Genomic DNA, 16,015 nt, shown 5'->3' on the forward strand with positions numbered 1-16,015 from the left:
TGGTCCCATTCCAACCAAGGAGACCCAGCATGAAAATCGTCAGCATCCTCGAAAAGACCCTGCCCATCAGTTCGCCGATCCGCAACGCCTACATCGACTTCAGCAAGATGACGCTGAGCCTGGTGGCCGTGGTGACGGACGTGATCCGCGACGGCAAGCCGGTAATCGGCTACGGCTTCAACTCCAACGGCCGCTACGGCCAGGGCATGCTGATGCGCGAGCGCTTCATTCCGCGCATCCTGGAAGCCGATCCCGCCACGCTGGTGAGCGACGACGGCGCCAACCTCGATGCGCACAAGATCTGGAACTGCATGTACACCAACGAAAAGCCTGGCGGCCACGGCGAACGCTCGGTGGCCATCGGCACCATCGACATGGCGGTGTGGGACGCGGTGGCCAAGATCGCCAACAAGCCGCTGTACCAGCTGCTGGCCGAGCGCTATGGCAATGGGACAGCGGACAAGAAGGTGTTCGTGTACGCGGCCGGCGGCTATTACTACCCCGGCCAGAGCCACGACGCGCTGAAGGACGAAATGCGCAGCTATATCGACCGGGGCTACACGGTAGTGAAGAAAAAGATCGGCGGCGCGTCGTTGGATGAGGACCTGCGCCGCATCGACTCCATCCTCAGCGTGCTGGGCGACGGCCAGAAGCTGGCGGTGGACGCCAACGGCCGCTTCGACCTGGACACCGCCATCGCCTACGCCAAGGCGCTCAGGCAGTACGACCTGTTCTGGTACGAGGAGGCCGGCGACCCGCTGGACTTCGAGCTGCAAGCCACGCTGCGCAGCTACTACGACAAGCCCATGGCCACCGGCGAGAATCTGTTCTCCATGCAGGATGCGCGCAACCTGATCCGCTACGGCGGCATGCGGCCCGACCGCGACTGGCTGCAATTCGATTGCGCGCTAAGCTACGGCCTGGTGGAGTACCTGCGCACGCTGGACATGCTGCATGAACATGGCTGGTCGCGCACCCGCTGCATCCCGCACGGCGGGCACCAGATGTCGCTGAATATCGCGGCGGGCCTGGGCCTGGGCGGCAACGAGTCCTACCCGGACCTGTTCCAGCCCTTCGGCGGCTTCCCGGACGGCGTGCGCGTGGACCAGGGCTACATCGCCATGCCGGACCTGCCGGGCATCGGTTTTGAAGGCAAGTCCAACCTGTATGCCGAGATGCGCGCGCTCAGCGGGCAGTAAGGCATTACTGCGCCGCGTCCTGCGCCGGGCTGCTCCACACCTGCTGTGCCACGCGCATCATGTTGCGGCCCATGACCATTTCGATTTCGCTCACCGACATGCCCAGCTTGCGCAGTTCCGGCGCAATGGCGCGCCACATGCCCGGCGGCGTGAAGGTGGGCGGCGAGCCGGCGCGGTAGCCGGCGGAGGCTGGCCACCAGTGCGCCGGATCGAACTCGCCGGGCGGCGTGTCGTCGAGGTCCTTCTGCTGGAAGCAGATGTCGGTGCCGATGCCCACGTGCGCCACGCCCGCCAGTTCGGCGATGTAGGCCACGTGGCGCGCCACGTCGGCCGCGGCCGGGTTCTCGCTGCCGAGGAACCAGGACAGGCCGGACACGCACACCACGCCGCCGGTGCCGGCGCAAGCCAGGATCTGCTCGTCGGTCGCGTTGCGGCCGTGCTGGACCAGCCCGTAGGCGTTGGCGTGGCTGAAGATCACCGGCTGCGACGACGCTGCCATGATGTCGAGCGTGCTGCGCACGCTGGTGTGGGCGCAGTCCATCAGCACGCCAGCGTCGTTCACCGCCTGCACCATGCGGTGGCCCAGCGGCGTCAGGCCGTACGGCGTGTCATGGCAGCCGCCCGCCACGCTGTTGTTGCGGTTGTAGGCGAAATGGATCTGGCGCACGCCCAGCTGGGCGTACAGCGCCACCATGTCCGGCTGGTCCATCAGCGGCATCGAACCTTCCAGGTCGAAGGTGATGGCCATCTTGCCGTCGGCGGCGGCCTGGATGATGTCGTCCACGCTGGACACCAGCGCGTAGCGGTCCGATTCGGCCGCGATGGTGGCGCGGTAGCCGGCAATCACCGACATCACCTGCGAGACCGGGTTCATGTCGGCGCCCACGTTCAGGGAAACGTAGTTGACGCCTGCGGCGCGCAGCTGCTCCACCGGCGTGAAGTCGGCCTGCGGATGCTGCGGCAGGCAAATGTGGGCGTCCCAGTTGATCATCGGAGGTGCTTTAAAATGTTTTTAACTTGGTAATATTCCCACGAATATAAGCCGGGAGCAACATGCAATTCACATGCGGCATGCTGCGGTGGCGTATACTGTCGGGTTCTCCACGCGCTACATAACAAGGCATCCATGTCCTTTTCCTCGCTGGGCCTCGCGCCTTCGCTGATCAACGCCGTCACTGAAATCGGCTACACCGAACCGACTGCCATCCAGTCCGCCGCCATTCCCGCCGCCTTGCGCGGGGACGATGTGCTGGGCGCCGCGCAGACCGGCTCCGGCAAGACCGCCGCTTTCGCGCTGCCGATGCTCAACGCCCTGCTGGCCAAGCGCGGCGCGCGCGCGGCGGGCCAGGGCGTGCACGGCCTGGTGCTGGTGCCGACGCGCGAACTGGCGGCCCAGGTGGGCGAGGCGATCCGCGCGCTGGTGCAGCACCTGCCGGTGCCGGTGAAAGTGTCCATCGTGTTTGGCGGCGTGTCGATCAACCCGCAGATGATGGCCTTGCGCGGCGGCGCGGATATCGTGGTGGCCACGCCGGGCCGGCTGCTGGACCTGGTCGACCACAATGCGCTGGATATTTCGTCGGCCGCCACGCTGGTGCTGGATGAGGCGGACCGCCTGCTGGACATGGGCTTTACCGAGGAAATCGGACGCATCCTGGCGCTGCTGCCGGCGCGCCGCCAGAACCTGTTCTTCTCGGCGACCTTCCCGAGCGCGGTGCAGACGCTGGCGCACCATCTGCTGCGCAACCCGGTTCGGGTGGAGGCGGCGTCGGCGCCGGAGCATGAGCCGGACATCGCGCAGCGCGCCATCGCGGTGGACGCGGTGCGCCGCCAGGTGCTGCTGAAGCACCTGATCAAGGAGAACAAGTGGAGCAGGGTGCTGGTGTTCGTGGCCACCAAGTACGCGTCCGAGCACGTGGCGGAGAAACTGCGCCGCAACGGCATCCGCGCCGAGGCCTTCCACGGCGATTTCAGCCAGGGCGCGCGTACCGAGGTGCTGGCGGACTTCAAGAATTCGCGCCTGCAGGTGCTGGTGGCGACCGACGTGGCCGCGCGCGGGATCGATATCGTCCAGCTGCCGGTGGTGGTCAATTTCGACTTGCCGCGCGCGCCGGCGGAGTACACGCACCGCATCGGCCGCACCGGGCGCGCCGGCGCCAGCGGGATGGCGGTGAGTTTTGTCAGTGCGGAGACGGAGGCGCATTTCCGCCTGATCGAGAAGCGGCTGGGCATCCGCGTGCCGCGCGAGCAGGTGGCCGGGTTTGAGCCTGTCGAAACTGCGCCGGTGGCGCATCCGGCCACCGATATTGTCAATGGCGGCATCAAGGGCGCGCGCAAGAGCAAGAAGGACAAGTTGCGTGAAGCGGCCGCAGCCGCTGCCACGCGCGCAGCCGCCTCGGAATAGGCGGCGGGCGGAACACGGCGGGCCGCGCGCAGCTAACCCGTCTTACGGCAGCGGCGCCGGCGACGGGTAGGGCGGATCGGGCGTTCACGCCGTAAGCCGCCGGGCTCCGGCGCGGCTTATTCCGCAGCCAGCGCGATGCGCCGCCGCAGGCGCGCGGCTTCGGCCGTGTCGCCAGCGTTCTCGGCGCGCAGGGCCTGGACGTTGAGCCAGGCCAGCAGCGGCCGGCGCCAGCCTTGCTCGGACGCGGTTTCGACCGCCGCCGCGATCACCTGCGGCGTGGCGCGGTTGGCGCGGAACACGGCGCCAGCCGCCACCAGCCGCGACAGCGGGTCCTTGATCGCCGCCACTGCGGCACCGGCCGCTACGTCGTTGGCGGCGCCTGCCACCGCGCGATGCTGTTCGGGCAAGCGTCCCGCGTCGGACGGAGGCAGGGTGCCGGCCAGATAGGCCGCATACTCGATATCCGCGCCGGACGCGTCATGCGCATACTTGTGGAATCCGCGGCAATCGTCCAGCACCAGCGAGGCCACCTGCGTGGCGCAGCGCGCCAGCTCCACGCGGATGGCCAGCTCGATGTTGCCGGTGCTGCCGACCTGGCTGCGCGCCCGCGCGAATTCGCTGTCGGCCACGCTGTCCTTGCCGGCCAGGTAGGCCGACTGGGCGCGCTCCAGCGAACTGTGCGCATTCATTTTCCAGTCCGGCACGGGCGGGTTGTTGCCGCAGCCGGACAGCAGCAGCAGCGCGCCGAGCATGGCGGCCAGCGCGGCGCCGGCAGCCGGGTTCATCATCTTCTTCATGGCACCTTGATCTCCGTATCGCGTTTGAACGGCCATTTGCGGTTGATCTCGTTGATCAGCTGCTCGATCTTGCGCAGGTTGGCGTCCACGTCGCCGCGCAGCGCGCCCAGGTCCTGCGTGGCCACGCGGGCGTTCGCGCCGACGGCCTGCGCCTCGGCCAGCACCGCGTCCAGTTTCTTCAGGCTGGTGCGCGCGTCCGACAGCAGGCCATTCATCTGCACCACGGCCGCTTGCGTGTCGGTCATCACGCCATCCTTGCCGAACACGCGGCTGTCCGCATTGCCCACCAGCTTGTCGGCCTTGACGATCAGCGAATTGGCGTTGCGCAGCAGCTCCTGCGCCTTCTTGTCCTCGCCGGCGATAAAGCCCATGGCGCCCCCGGGGCCGTTCAGGCGTTCGGTCACGCCGCGCACGTTCTCCAGGCTGGCGCCCAGTGCGGAGTCGGCGGCGGTGAGGTTGGTCACGTTCTGCAGCAGTTCCTTGGCCGCGTTCAGCAGGCGCGGGATCTCGGCCGCCACGTCGCCCACCAGCATCTCGCGCACCGCGCCGTCGGGCAAGGGCGGATCGTTCGGGATGCCGCTGAAGGCGCGCAGCTTGGCGCCGCCCACCAGGCCGCGTTCCAGGGTGAAGATGCTGCTGGTGCGCAGCCAGTGCGCGTCCTTGGTCGGCACGTCGATCAGCACGCGCGCCTTGGCATCCTTGCCCAGTTCAATGCGCTGCACGCGGCCGATGGGGAAGCCGGCGAAGGTCACGTCCATGCCCACGCTCACGCCTTCCGAGTCGTCGGCCGTCAGCACCAGCCTTTGCGTGGCCTCGAACGCGCCGCGCGCATACAGCAGGTAGATGGCGGTGCCGGCCACCAGCACGAACATCAGCAGCAGCAGCAGGGCGGCTTTGAGTTCGGCATTGCGGACGGGGGAGGCTTCGGGAGCCAGGGTCGGTTCGGTCATATCGGTTCCGGGTTCAATAATAGTTGCCCACCAGGGAGGCGGCTTCGATCAGCAGCAGCACGGAGAACATGCGCACCATGTCGGACAGGCCATGCACATGGCGCAGCCGCCACGAGCCGGCATGGAAGGACGATGCCAGCGGGATCAGGCCCACGGCCAGGCTGAAGAAGAAAATCTTGAGCACCAGGATCAGTGCCACCGGCGGCGTGAAAATCTGCCCCACCACGCGCGTGTAGCCTTGCAGCGCGTACGGCGTAAAGCCGTAGATGGTGAGGTAGGCCAGGATCAGCGTGAGCACGCAGCTCACCGCGCCCAGCAGCCACACCGAGAACATGCCGGCCACGGCGCGCGGGAAGAACTCGTCGCGCAAGCCTATCATGCCCGTCACCGCGTTCTTGCCCTTGGATGCGGCGCGCATCTGCGCGAACTCCACGCCGGCCGGCAAGGTGCTGCGCAGGGCCACGAACAGCGCGGTGATGAGCGGGATCAGCTCCAGCACCAGCACCCGTACCACCATCTCCAGCGCATAGCGCGACAGGCCATAGCTCTGCGAAGTGACGACGACGATGCGGATGATGACGATGCTGATCAGCGCGGACACCAGCGTGAACCACGGCAGGTGCGGCGCGCTGCCCAGCACCAGCTGGCGCGCCAGCGCGGGACGGTGGCGGGCATTATAGCTGGACGGGGCAAGGGCGAGCGTGGCAACCAGCACGCTGAAGTGCAGCAACTGCCACCAGCTGGCGATCCAGTCCATGGCCCAGCGCTGCAACTCGCGCAGCGGGGAGAAAAACGATGCCTGTGTACTCATCTTGGCATCTTAGCATTCTGTGCTATCGGGATGGGAACGATTCAATGATGGCGTCCGCCGCCGCGCGCACCCGGGCGGTGCGATTCAGGTCGCTGTGCATCACCAGGTACACCTCATAGCTCTGTTCGCGCTCGGGCCAGATGCGCACGAGCTCGGGCGTGGTGGCGGCAATATGGGTGGCCAGCTCGCCTATGCCCAGGCCGGCTTTCACGGCTTCGTGCAATATCAGGCCGGTGTTGACTTCCATCGCCACGCGCGCGTTGGCCACCGGCTCGCCACACAGCTTTTCCGCATGGCGCGGCGCCACGCTGTGCTGGTAGATCACGATGTCGTGCCCGGCCAGCGCGTTGCCCGGCGTGGGCATGCCGTGCTGCTTGAGGTAGGCCTTGGACGCGTACAGGCCCAGCGTGCGGCGGGTGAGGTGGCGCGAGATCAGGTCCGGGCTGTCCGGCCGCACGGTGCGGATGGCCAGGTCGGCTTCGCGCCGGGTGAGGCTGGAGAGCTGGGTCGAGGCGCTTAGCACGATGCGGATGTCCGGATGGCGCACGTGCAGGCGCTGCATGGCGTCGATGACGAAGTGGGCCGCCATGGTGTCGGAGGTGGCCACGCGGATGGTGCCGGACAGGCGGTGGTCGATGCCCTGCATTTCGCGCTGCAGCCGGTCGGCGGCGGTTTCCATCTGTTCGGCGGCGCTGGCGGCCAGGTCGCCGGCCGGCGTGGCCACGTAGCCGCCGGGCGTGCGCAGGAACAGCTTGGCGTTGAGCGACTGCTCCATGGCCGCCAGTCGCCGGCCCACCGTGGCCTGGTCGATGTCGAGTTGCGCCGCCGCGCCGCGCAGCGTGCCGGCGCGGTGGATGGCGAGGAAGATGCGGGCGTTGTCCCAGTCCATGGCGGCTCCGTGAAATGCATTTTTGCATCAGGGTGCCGATGTTATGCGTGTTTACTGCATTGCGCAAGCGGCCTACGATGCGGGCAATAGGTAGAGGAGCTTCTTATGGCAAATGATTCATGTGCTGGTATTGCCGCCCCGGCTGGCGGCGCGGCGGTACAAAGCGCCCCGCAGGCGGGCAACCTGACCCTGCTGACCCTGGCCATCGGTTTCGTGATGGCGATGGTGGACTTGACGGCCGTCAACACCGCGCTGTCGGACATCGCGCGCGACCTGTCGGTGCCGGTGTCGGGCCTGGTGTGGGTGGTGGACGGCTACACGCTGACCTTCGCGGCCCTGCTGCTGGCCGGCGGCGCGCTGGGCGACCGCATGGGCGCGCGCAGCGCCTACATTGCCGGCCTGGGCGTGTTCCTGGCCGGCTCGGTCCTGTGCGCCATCGCTCCCGGCGGCGGCGCGCTGACGGCGGCGCGCCTGCTGCAGGGCGCCGGCGCCGCGCTGTTTCTGCCCAACTCGCTCAGCCTGCTCAGCCACACCTTCGAGGACGACAAGGTACGCGCCCGCATGGTGGGCACCTGGTCGGCCATGGTGGGCGCCTCGTCGGCCATCGGCCCGCTGGCGGGCGGCATCCTGGTGCACGAATTCGGCTGGCGCAGCGTGTTCTGGGTGAATGTGCCGCTGGGCTTGCTTGGCATGGCGCTGGCGTACCGGCTGATCCCGGCGGTGCGGCCGCAGCCAAGGCCGCTGTCGCTGCTCAGCCATGGCCTGGGCGTGCTGGCGCTGGCCGGATTGAGTTTCGTGCTGATCGAAGGCCCGGTGCTGGGCTGGACGTCGGCGCCGCTGCTGGCGGGGCTGGCGGCCACCGTGGTGTTTGCGGCGGTACTGGTGCGGCGCGAGCGGCGTATCGCCCATCCCATCTTGCCGCGCGCCCTGCTGGGCAACGGCAGCTTCGCGGCCGCCAATGCCACCGGCTTGCTGATCAATTTCGCGGTGTTCGGGCAGCTGTTCCTGCTCAGCCTGTACATTCAGGCGCGCGGCGCCGATGCGCTGCACACCGGCTACACGCTGCTGCCGATGATGGCCGCCTTCACGATAGGCAATTTCTCGTCCGGCCGCCTCTCCGCGCGGACCGGCCTGCGCCTGCCGTTGCTAGGCGGGCTGGCCGTGGGCGCCGCCATGGCGGCGGTGCTGCTGGCGCTGGCGTGGCGCATGCCGTCCATGCCGCTGGCGCTGATGCTCACGGTGATCGTGCTGATGAATGTGGCGGTAGGGATTGCGATTCCGGCCATGACCGCCACGGTGATGCAGGTGGCCGGCAAGGCATATTCGAACAGCGCCGCCGCGGCGCTGAACGCCAACCGCCAGATCGGTGCACTGGTGGGCGTGGCGCTGATGGGCACCGTGATCCACGCGCTGCCCGAGTGGGGCGCGCGGCTGCCGGTAGCCTTCGGCGTGGCGGCCGTGGCGTTTGCGCTGGCAGGCACGCTGGTGCACCGCCACGTCCACTTGCCTCGTTGAAACTCCGCACAAGCGAACTGTGCCGCATTTTTGCACCTTCGGGGTCAGACCCCGAAGTTGGCGGAATGCGGCTCAGGCTGCTTCGGTTTTAGTGCGCCATTCGATCATCTCGGCGATGGTTAGGATGGGCATGCCGTGCAGTTCGGCGAACCGTTCGATGTCCTCGCCGCGCATCATGGTGCCGTCCGGGTTCATCAGCTCGCACAGCACGGCCGATGGCTTCAGGCCCGCCATGATGGCCAGGTCCACCGAGCCTTCGGTGTGGCCTTTGCGCGCCAGCACGCCGCCCGGCGTGGCGCGCAGCGGGAACACGTGGCCGGGCCGCACCACGTCTTCCGGCCTGGCGCCGGTGGCGGTGGCGGCGCGGATGGTGCTTACGCGGTCGGCCGCCGACACCCCGGTGGTGACGCCGTGCCGCGCTTCGATCGACACCGTAAACGGCGTGCCATAGCGGCTGCCGTTGTCCGGCGCCATGGGCGGCAATTCCAGTTCGCGCACCTTGTCGGCCGTCAGGCACAGGCAGACGATGCCGCTGCATTCGCGGATCATCAGCGCCATGGTTTCCACGGTGAGCCTGTCGGCGGCCACGATCAGGTCCGCTTCGTTCTCGCGGTCGAAATCGTCGAGCAGGATGACGGGCACGCCGGCGCGCATGGCCGCCAGCGCAGACTGGATGCGGCCTTCCAGATCGGGACTGAAGAGGGAGAACTGGTTTGCTTCTTGAGTTACTGACATGTGAAACGCTCCTCGCATAAGTTGGGCGAAAAACGCATCAGGGCAAGCGACGACGCGCGGCTGCCCGTCTCGATCGCTCGAGCGGGAAGCCGCGTTGCAGCGCACATCTTCTTTCATCCGGACTATGACCGTCGGCCCTGGAATTGCACCAGATCTGCTGACCTTGCGTGAGCAAGCGCTCGCGGGCTTGACCGTTGCCGGTTTTACCGCCGGTGGGGAATTTCACCCCGCCCCGAAGACGTATTGGTTGTTGCCTCTAAAATGAGGCCTGAGGATTGTAGCGGAAATTGTCAAACTTCGTGTATTGTGGCAACATATTCAATAGCATCCTGATAAGCATGAGACTTTTGAAACTGCGTACCGCGACGGTTGTTGTCCTGCTCAGCTGCTCGCTGCTGGCGCATGCCGCCCCCAATCTGAACGCGCCGTTGCCGGTGGCGGCCGACGTCAAGGTGGGCAGGCTGCCCAATGGCCTCACGTATTACATCAAGCAGAACGCCAGGCCGGCACAGCGGCTGGAACTGCGCCTGGTGGTCAAGGCCGGCTCCATGCTGGAGGATGACGACCAGCGCGGCCTGGCGCACTTCACCGAGCACATGGCCTTCAACGGTTCCACCAATTTCAAGCGCCACGCGCTGGTCTCCTACCTGCAGTCGATCGGCGTGAAGTTCGGCGCCGACCTCAACGCGTACACCAGCTTCGACGAGACGGTCTACACGCTGCCGCTGCCGATCGACAAGAAGGAAAACCTGGAGCAGGGCTTCCTGGTGCTGGAGGACTGGGCGCACGGGGTGGCGTTCAATGACGCCGACATCGAGCGCGAGCGCGACATCGTGCTGGAGGAACTGCGCCTGCGCGGCGGCACCGGCGCCATGCAGGCCTTGTACGCCAAGCAGTACAACGGCGCCCGCTACGCCGAGCGCATGCCCATCGGCACCGAAGAGTCGCTGAAAAAATTCACGCCGGACGCCGTCAGGCGCTTCTACCGGGACTGGTACCGGCCCGACCTGATGGCGGTGGTGGTGGTCGGCGACATCGAGCCGGCCGAGGCCGAGCAGCTGGTGCACAAGCACTTCGGCAAACTCAAGGGGCCGGCTGCTCCCCGCGCCCGCAACTACGTGGACCTGCCGCCGTACACGGCTTCCGAGGCGCTGGTGCAGCGTTTCAGGGAGATCGCGTCGGACACGGTGACGATTTTCTATCCGGCCGAGCAGCGCCGCCCGGACAGCACGGTGGCCGACTACCGGGCCCACCTCATTGAACGGCTGTATACCGCCATGCTGGCGCTGCGCCTGGCGGAGCTGTCGCAGGGCGCCAATCCGCCCTTCGTCCGGGCCGCCAGCGTCAAGGCCGCTTCGGCGCCCGGCTACCGGGCCTTCCAGTCGACGGCGGTGCTGGGCAAGGGCGGCGCCGAGCCGGCGGTGACCGCGCTGGTGCAGGAAAGCGAGCGCGCGCGCCGCCACGGCTTCACTGCGGCCGAACTGGATCGCGCCAAAAAGAGCGTCCTGAACGCCGCCGAGAGCCGCTACCAGGAGCGCGCCACGGGCGACTCGTCCACCCTGGTCGGCGCTCTGGTGCGCAACTTCCTGCTGGGCGAACCGATCCCGGGCCCGGTCTATGAGGTCGAGCTCCAGAGGGAGTTGCTGCCAGCCATTGCGCTGGACGAAGTGAACCAGGCCGTGCGCGAGGCGGTGCAGTCCGGCCAGCACAAGCTGCTGGTCTACCGTGGCGGCGCCCGCGCGGATGTGCGCGCGCCCTCGCGCTCCGCGCTGCTGGCCGCCGCCGCCGCGGCCGAAGCGGCGCCGCTGCAGCCGCTGGTGGAGAAAGTGTATGGCGCCAGCCTGATGGAGGCGCCGCCCAAGCCGGGCGCCATCGTCAAGGAACGCGTCGACGCGGCGCTGGGCACCACCGAGCTGACGCTGGAAAACGGCGTGCGGGTGGTGCTCAGGCCGACCGCCTTCAAGAACAACCAGGTCCTGCTGGGCGGCTTCCGGCAAGGCGGGCAATCGCTGTACGACGCAGCCGACCTGAACAGTGCGCGGCTGGCCAGCGGCCTCGTGTCGCAGATGGGCTTGCTGGATTACGCGCCGATCGAACTGGCCAAGGTGCTCGCCGGAAAAACCGTGCAGGCCAACGTCGAGATCAACGAGCTGTACGAGAACGTCAACGCCAGCGCCGCCACGGCGGAGGTGGAAACCATGCTGCAGCTGGTGCATCTGCGCTTCACGCGCCCGCGCAAGGATGACAAGCTGTTCGCTTCCTTGATCGCGAAACAGCGCGAAGGGGCGCGCGCCCGGGCCGCCAGTTCCGATGCCGTGTTCGGCGACAGGGTGGCCGGCGCCATCTACAACGACCATCCGCTGCTGCCGCGCCTGATGCTGCCGGCCGACTACGACAAGCTCAAGCTGGAGCGGGTGGCGGAGATTTACCAGGAGCGGTTTTCCAGCGCCAAGGACTTCACTTTTGTGCTGGTGGGCAGCTTCGAGGTGGCCAAGCTCAAGCCGCTGCTGGCGGCCTACCTGGGCAGCCTGCCGGTGCCCGACATCGCCACCGCCATGCGCGACCGGGGCATGCGCCCGGCTGCAGGCGTGATCAAGACCGATATGTACCGCGGCGCCGAGCTGAAAAGCCGGGTCAGCCTGCGCTTTGCCAGCGAGGCGCCGTACTCGGAGGACGAAGCCCTGCGCGTGCGTGCGCTGGGGGAATTGCTCAACATTAAGCTGGTGGAAGTGCTGCGCGAGGACAAGGGCTTGCTCTATTCGGGCAGCTTCAGCGGCCGCATGAACAAGCTGCCTTACGGCCGCGTGCTGTTTAGCGCCAACCTGCCGTGCGCATCCGGCAGCGTGCCCCAGGTCATTGCGGCCACCATGGACGTGCTCAAGAAGATGCAGGCGCAGGGGCCGGACCCGGCCGACCTGGCCAAGGTGAAGGCCAACTGGAGCAACACCTACCGCCGGGCGCTGCAGGAAAACAGCTACTGGCTGGCGGGCTTGCAGGCTGCCTATGCCGACGGCGGCGACCCCGGGCTGCTGCTGCGCGAGGAGCAGCGCATTGCGGCGCTCACGCCGGCCGAGCTGCAGGAGGCGGCCCGGCGCTACATCAAGTTCGACAACTATGTGCAGGCAGTGCTGCACCCGGAACCGAAGTGAAGAAGAGGAACCAGACACCATGACAGCTGTAAAAATACGCATCCTGTGCGCCACCGTGTTGCTCGGCTACGCGCTGCTGGCGCAGGCCGAGATCCATCCGTCGGCCCAGCTGCCGATGGCGCCGGACGTGAAGGTGGGCAAACTGCCCAACGGCCTCACTTACTACATCAAGAAAAACGCCAAGCCGGAACAGAAGCTGGAACTGCGCCTGGTGGTCAAGGCCGGCTCCATCCTGGAAGACGACGACCAGCGCGGCCTGGCGCACTTCACCGAGCACATGGCCTTCAACGGTTCCACCAATTTCAAGCGCCACGAGCTGGTTTCCTACCTGCAGTCGATCGGCGTGAAATTCGGCGCCGACCTGAACGCCTACACCAGCTTCGACGAAACCGTCTACATGCTGCCCATCCCCACGGCGAAGAAGGAGAACATCCATACCGGCTTCAAGGTGCTGCAGGACTGGGCCGGCGGCCTGTCGCTGAACGACGCCGACATCGACAGCGAACGCGGCATCGTGCTGGAGGAAATGCGCATCGGCAAAGGCTTCGGCGACCGCATGAACAAGGTGCTGATGCCCAAGCTGTTCAACGGCTCGCGCTATGCCGACCGCCTGCCTATCGGCCAGGAAGAGACGCTGAAGAACTTCAAGCCGGAAGCCATCAAGCGCTTCTACAAGGACTGGTACCGCCCGGACCTGATGGCGGTGATCGTGGTGGGCGACATCGACCCGGCGGAGGCGGAGAAACTGGTGCACAGCCACTTCGGCGGCCTGAAAAACCCCGAGCAGCCGCGCCCGCGCAGCTATGCGCCGATTCCTTCGCGCGCCTATTCCGAGTCGCTGGTGTTCCTGGACAAGGAGTCGCCGGCCAATATGCTGTACATCCGCTACGCCATCGAGCCGTACCAGGAGGAAACCGACTTTGCCGGCTACCGCCGCAAGCTGGTCGAGGGCATGGTCATGGCCATGCTGGGCCAGCGCATGAACGAGCTCACGCAGCAGGCCGAGCCGCCCTTCATCCAGGGCGGCGGCACAGTGGGCAAGGTGGCGCACGGCTACAAGTCCTTCAGCGCGCTGGCCGTGCTGGGCAAGGGCGGCCCGCAGCCGGCCATCAGCGCGCTGGTGCAGGAGAGCGAGCGCGCGCGCCAGTTCGGCTTTACCGCGTCGGAGCTGGAGCGCATCAAGAAGGGCATGCTGCGCCAGGTCGAGCGCCTGTACAACGAACGCGACAAGTCCGAATCGGCGGCTTTCGCGGCCGAGTTCATGCGCAACTTCCTGGTCAACGAATCGATGCCGGGCATCGTCAACGAGTACGCCTACACCAACGAGCTGGTGCCGGGCGTGACCTTGGAGGAGGTCAACGCCGCCGCGCGCAAGCTGCTGCCCGCCGACCAGCACAAGCTGGTGGTCTACTTGGGCAACGACAAGGCCGAGCAGCCGGCGCCGAAAGGCGAGCAGTTGCTGGCGGCGGTGAACGCGGCCGAGATGGTGGCGGTGAAGGCGCAGGACGAGAAGGTGTACGCCACCAGCCTGATGGACAAGCCGCCCAGGGCAGGCAGCATCGTCAAGGAGACCGTCAACAAGGCGCTGGGCCTGACCGAACTGACGCTGAGCAACGGCGTGAAGGTGGTGCTGAAACCGACCGACTTCAAGAACGACCAGGTGCTGATGAGCGCGCACCGCTTCGGCGGCCAGTCGCTGTATGACGCCAAGGACATGTTCAACGCGCGCTACGCCAGCACCATCGTCGGCCAGATGGGCTTGCTGAATTACTCGCCCACCGACATGCAGAAGATCCTGGCCGGCAAGACCGCCTCGTCGGGCGCGTCGATCAGCACGCTGACCGAAGGCTTGCGCGGCGGCTCCGGCAGCAACGACGTGGAAACCATGTTGCAGCTGGCGCACCTGGAATTCACCCAGCCGCGCAAGGACGAGGCGCTGTTCGCGTCCTTCATCGGCAAGCAGCGCGAAATGGCGCGCAATGCCTTGCTGATGCCCGAAGCGGTGTTCGGCGATACGCTCACGGCGACCCTGTACAACAACCATCCGCTGGCGCCGCGCGCGCCGCGCGTGGAGGACTTCGACCAGATCCGGCTGGACCGCGTGATGGAAATCTACAAGGAGCGCTTCGCCAGTGCCAGGGGCTTCACCTTCTACCTGGTGGGCAGCTTCGAGGTGGCGAAGATCAAGCCGCTGCTGGCCACCTACCTGGCCAGCCTGCCCACGCCGTCCATTCCGGTCGATTACCGGGACCAGGGCATCCGCCCGGTGAAGGGCGTGGTGAAGAAGGAGGTGTACAAGGGGTCCGAGCCGAAGAGCCGGGTGGCGCTGGTGTTTACCGGCGAGGCGAAGTACTCGGAAGAGGCGCAGATGCACATGCAGGCCATGCTGGAAGTGCTGAACATCAAGCTGATCGAAACACTGCGCGAGAAGATGGCGGTGATCTACGGCGGCCAGATCAGCGGCGGCCTGAGCAAGCGTCCCTACGGCGCCTACCAGATCCAGACCGCGCTGCCGTGCGCGCCGGAGAACGTGGACAAGGTGATCGCCGCCACCATGGAACTGATCCGCAAGATGCAGGACGAAGGACCGGATGCGGCGGACCTGGACAAGGTCAAGCAGAACTGGAACACCAGCCACCGCAAGGCGTTGCGCGAGAATGGCTACTGGCTGAGCCGCCTGCAGGGTGCCGCGCTGAACGGCACCGACCCGGCCGCCGCTTTCCTGAAGTACGAGCAGCGCGTGGCGGGCATCAAGCCGGCCGACCTGCAGGCAGCGGCCAGGCGCTACTTCGACAAGGAGAACTACCTGCAGCTGGTGCTGTACCCGGAGCCGAAGGAGCAAGTGGCGGCGAAGCAAGCGCAGTAGGGCAGGTCCGTGCTGCTACACTGTACACTGTGGGCTGGACGATTAATGACACAGTGAAGGCGTAGCAAGCATGGCAAAGAAAAAAGAAGAGCTGGACGAAGAAACCCTGGCGCTGATCCACTGGTGCATCGAAGTGGAAGGTTTCCTGGTGCAGGGCGGCGCCACCGTGGAGCAGGCCCAGGAGCACATCGAGGAGCAGATCGAGTGGTTCACCGACCAGTTCTATGACGGCCTGACGCCGGAGGAAGCGGCCAAGGAAGCGCTGGCCTGATTTACTCCTCGTGGTGGCAGCAAACGCCCAGTTTGTTGCCGTCCAGGTCGCGGAAGTAGGCGCCGTAGTAATTCGGATGGTAGTGCGGCCGCAAGCCGGGCTGCCCGGCGCAGCTGCCGCCATGCGCCAGCGCACTGGCGTAGGCGCGGTCCACCGCCGCGCGCGACGGCGCCAGCAGCGCCACCATCTGGCCGTTGCCGCAACTGGCCTCGCCCTCGTAGGGTTTGCCGATCACGAACAGCGGCCGCGGCGCATCCGCCGCCATCCAGCCCGCCCAGGGCCGGCTGTCATCCCTGAATTTGCGCACCAGTCCCAGCTCATCCATCAGCGCGGCATAGAACGCGTGGGCGCGCTCGAACTCCGTCACCCCGATAAACACATGCGACAACATAGGCGTTCCTTTTTTTAAAATGTGGCGTAAAATATAACAGA

13 protein-coding genes and 1 riboswitch are annotated in these 16,015 nt (G+C 66.6%); of the genes, 6 read left to right on the plus strand and 7 right to left on the minus strand.

Annotated elements, in window-relative coordinates; translation table 11 throughout:
- The first annotated feature begins 29 nt into the window (after nucleotides 1–29).
- Nucleotides 30–1,199 carry a mandelate racemase/muconate lactonizing enzyme family protein gene (locus ASD15_RS25855; protein WP_057157910.1) on the plus strand — a complete coding sequence of 390 codons (1,170 nt, stop codon included), beginning with the start codon at nucleotides 30–32 and terminating at the stop codon, nucleotides 1,197–1,199.
- 4 nt (nucleotides 1,200–1,203) lie between these two features.
- Here ASD15_RS25855 and ASD15_RS25860 read toward each other — a convergent pair whose 3' ends face one another.
- Nucleotides 1,204–2,190, minus strand: coding sequence for a dipeptidase (locus tag ASD15_RS25860; protein WP_057157911.1), 987 nt, complete (start codon nucleotides 2,188–2,190; stop codon nucleotides 1,204–1,206).
- Between the two features lie 135 nt (nucleotides 2,191–2,325).
- On the opposite strand from ASD15_RS25860, the gene ASD15_RS25865 reads away from it, so the two are divergent.
- Nucleotides 2,326–3,600, plus strand: coding sequence for a DEAD/DEAH box helicase (locus tag ASD15_RS25865; RefSeq protein ID WP_057157912.1), 1,275 nt, complete (start codon nucleotides 2,326–2,328; stop codon nucleotides 3,598–3,600).
- A gap of 116 nt (nucleotides 3,601–3,716) precedes the next feature.
- Here ASD15_RS25865 and ASD15_RS25870 read toward each other — a convergent pair whose 3' ends face one another.
- The 4 genes from ASD15_RS25870 to ASD15_RS25885 are packed head-to-tail and all read right to left on the minus strand — an operon-like array spanning nucleotide 3,717 to nucleotide 7,047.
- Nucleotides 3,717–4,397, minus strand: a complete 681-nt coding sequence (locus tag ASD15_RS25870; protein WP_307188308.1) for a hypothetical protein — start codon at nucleotides 4,395–4,397, stop codon at nucleotides 3,717–3,719.
- Nucleotides 4,394–5,347 (minus strand): MlaD family protein, encoded by a 954-nt coding sequence (locus ASD15_RS25875; protein WP_057157913.1) that lies wholly within the window; start codon nucleotides 5,345–5,347, stop codon nucleotides 4,394–4,396. Before ASD15_RS25875 ends, ASD15_RS25870 begins: the two co-directional genes overlap by 4 nt.
- 13 nt (nucleotides 5,348–5,360) lie before the next feature.
- Complete coding sequence (locus ASD15_RS25880) at nucleotides 5,361–6,158, minus strand: ABC transporter permease (RefSeq protein WP_057157914.1); 798 nt, start codon at nucleotides 6,156–6,158, stop codon at nucleotides 5,361–5,363.
- A 22-nt stretch (nucleotides 6,159–6,180) separates the two neighbouring features.
- Nucleotides 6,181–7,047: a LysR family transcriptional regulator gene (locus tag ASD15_RS25885; RefSeq protein WP_057157915.1), complete on the minus strand. Its 867-nt coding sequence runs from the start codon at nucleotides 7,045–7,047 to the stop codon at nucleotides 6,181–6,183.
- A 105-nt stretch (nucleotides 7,048–7,152) separates the two neighbouring features.
- Here ASD15_RS25885 and ASD15_RS25890 point away from each other — a divergent pair, with 105 nt between their 5' ends.
- Nucleotides 7,153–8,562, plus strand: a complete 1,410-nt coding sequence (locus ASD15_RS25890; protein ID WP_082552153.1) for an MFS transporter — start codon at nucleotides 7,153–7,155, stop codon at nucleotides 8,560–8,562.
- Nucleotides 8,563–8,634: 72 nt separating this feature from the next.
- Here the strand turns inward: ASD15_RS25890 and ribB are convergent, their stop codons facing one another.
- Nucleotides 8,635–9,297: a 3,4-dihydroxy-2-butanone-4-phosphate synthase gene (gene ribB / locus ASD15_RS25895; RefSeq protein WP_057157916.1), complete on the minus strand. Its 663-nt coding sequence runs from the start codon at nucleotides 9,295–9,297 to the stop codon at nucleotides 8,635–8,637.
- 101 nt (nucleotides 9,298–9,398) lie between these two features.
- Nucleotides 9,399–9,541: riboswitch (FMN riboswitch) on the minus strand.
- A gap of 94 nt (nucleotides 9,542–9,635) precedes the next feature.
- On the opposite strand from ribB, the gene ASD15_RS25900 reads away from it, so the two are divergent.
- The 3 genes from ASD15_RS25900 (at nucleotide 9,636) to ASD15_RS25910 (ending at nucleotide 15,583) form a co-directional block, all read left to right on the plus strand.
- Nucleotides 9,636–12,446, plus strand: coding sequence for a pitrilysin family protein (locus ASD15_RS25900; protein WP_057157917.1), 2,811 nt, complete (start codon nucleotides 9,636–9,638; stop codon nucleotides 12,444–12,446).
- 19 nt (nucleotides 12,447–12,465) lie between these two features.
- The gene (locus ASD15_RS25905; RefSeq protein WP_057157918.1) at nucleotides 12,466–15,312 is read left to right on the plus strand and encodes a pitrilysin family protein; all 2,847 of its coding nucleotides are present in this window, start codon (nucleotides 12,466–12,468) and stop codon (nucleotides 15,310–15,312) included.
- Between the two features lie 70 nt (nucleotides 15,313–15,382).
- A complete protein-coding gene (locus tag ASD15_RS25910; RefSeq protein WP_057157919.1) occupies nucleotides 15,383–15,583 on the plus strand; it encodes a hypothetical protein in 201 nt (66 codons plus the stop codon).
- A 1-nt stretch (nucleotide 15,584) separates the two neighbouring features.
- Here ASD15_RS25910 and ASD15_RS25915 read toward each other — a convergent pair whose 3' ends face one another.
- Nucleotides 15,585–15,974: a VOC family protein gene (locus tag ASD15_RS25915; protein WP_057157920.1), complete on the minus strand. Its 390-nt coding sequence runs from the start codon at nucleotides 15,972–15,974 to the stop codon at nucleotides 15,585–15,587.
- Between the last annotated feature and the right edge of the window lie 41 nt (nucleotides 15,975–16,015).

Origin of the sequence: Massilia sp. Root351 (genome assembly GCF_001425045.1) — a bacterium.
Taxonomy (GTDB): Bacteria; Pseudomonadota; Gammaproteobacteria; order Burkholderiales; family Burkholderiaceae_D; genus Rugamonas.